This is a genomic window from Kitasatospora sp. NPDC086801 (assembly GCF_044745805.1).
In the GTDB taxonomy this organism is placed as follows: domain Bacteria; phylum Actinomycetota; class Actinomycetes; order Streptomycetales; family Streptomycetaceae; genus Kitasatospora.
The window spans coordinates 1-1,011 of the sequence record NZ_JBIVAX010000121.1 but is presented as its reverse complement, the minus strand read 5'-3'; the positions used below and the strand labels follow the sequence as shown (position 1 = coordinate 1,011).

Below are 1,011 nucleotides of genomic sequence, written 5' to 3'. Positions count from 1 at the left end.
ATCGGTAAGCCGTGTGCGGGAAAACCGCACGCACGGATTGAAAGGGGACGGAGGAACCAGGCCCGCGAGGGCACTGCGCCTCCAACTACCAATGAACGAGGACCGCCTCACCGCCCTCGCCCTCGGCTTCCTCCGGGGCCCGGGCAGCAACGCCCGTACGATCCTCGGACTTGCCGGCCCGCCCGCCGCCGGCAAGTCCACCCTGGCCCGGTGCCTGGTCACCGAGATCGAACGCGCCGAAGGCCCCGGCAGCGCCGCGTACGTCCCGCTCGACGGCTTCCACCTGTCCGCCGCCCAGCTGGACCGCCTCGCCCTGACCCACCGCAAGGGTGCCCCCGCCACCTTCGACGCCCACGGCTACGTCGCCCTGCTGCGCCGCATCGCCGCCGACCGCTTCCAGGACATCTACGTCCCCGACTTCGACCGCACCCTCGACGAACCGGTCGCCGCCCGCCACGTCGTCCGCCCGCACACCCGCCTCGTCATCACCGAGGGCAACTACCTCGCCTCCACCGACACCCCGTGGCCGGAAGCCCGCCGCCTGCTGCGTGAACTCTGGTACGTGGACACCGATGACGCCCTCCGCGAGGAGCGCCTGCTCCGCCGCCACCGCGACGGCGGCCGCGACGAGGCCACCGCCCGCCACTGGGTGACCGGCAACGACCACCCCAACGGCGAGTACGTGAAAGCCGGCCGCGCACTCTGCACCCGGACCGTCCCCGGCAGCGGTTTGCCCGAGACGCCGGACAGGGGTAGTGTTCTCTAGTCGCTTGACAGGGAGCACCGGACACGCATCTGCGCGGACGGTCCCGGGGCGGCCAATCCTTTTGAAACACCACTTCCCGGTCTGGGCTGGGTCGCGTTTTGTCGCGGCTTGGTTCTTATTTCGGCGTGCTCGTTTTATTGGATTGCGGCGGATTCGCTTTTCGGAGCAGGGATCGGCTAGAGTTTGAAACGTCGGACGGGGCGTCAAGCCGCAGAAGACACCGGCGAGTTGGATGAAGGAAGCCC

At 69.2% G+C, this 1,011-nt stretch carries 1 protein-coding gene; it reads left to right on the top strand.

Translation table 11 applies throughout. The features are described 5' to 3' along the window. Positions 1-91: 91 nt before the first annotated feature. Positions 92-766 (top strand): nucleoside/nucleotide kinase family protein, encoded by a 675-nt coding sequence (locus ACIPLC_RS38270; protein WP_400477678.1) that lies wholly within the window; start codon positions 92-94, stop codon positions 764-766. The last annotated feature ends 245 nt before the right edge of the window (positions 767-1,011 follow it).

What these genes read in the sequence shown, in the direction of transcription:
- ACIPLC_RS38270 (WP_400477678.1), top strand. Translation starts at nt 92, where the DNA reads ATGAACGAGGACCGCCTCACCGCCCTCGCCCTCGGCTTCCTCCGGGGC.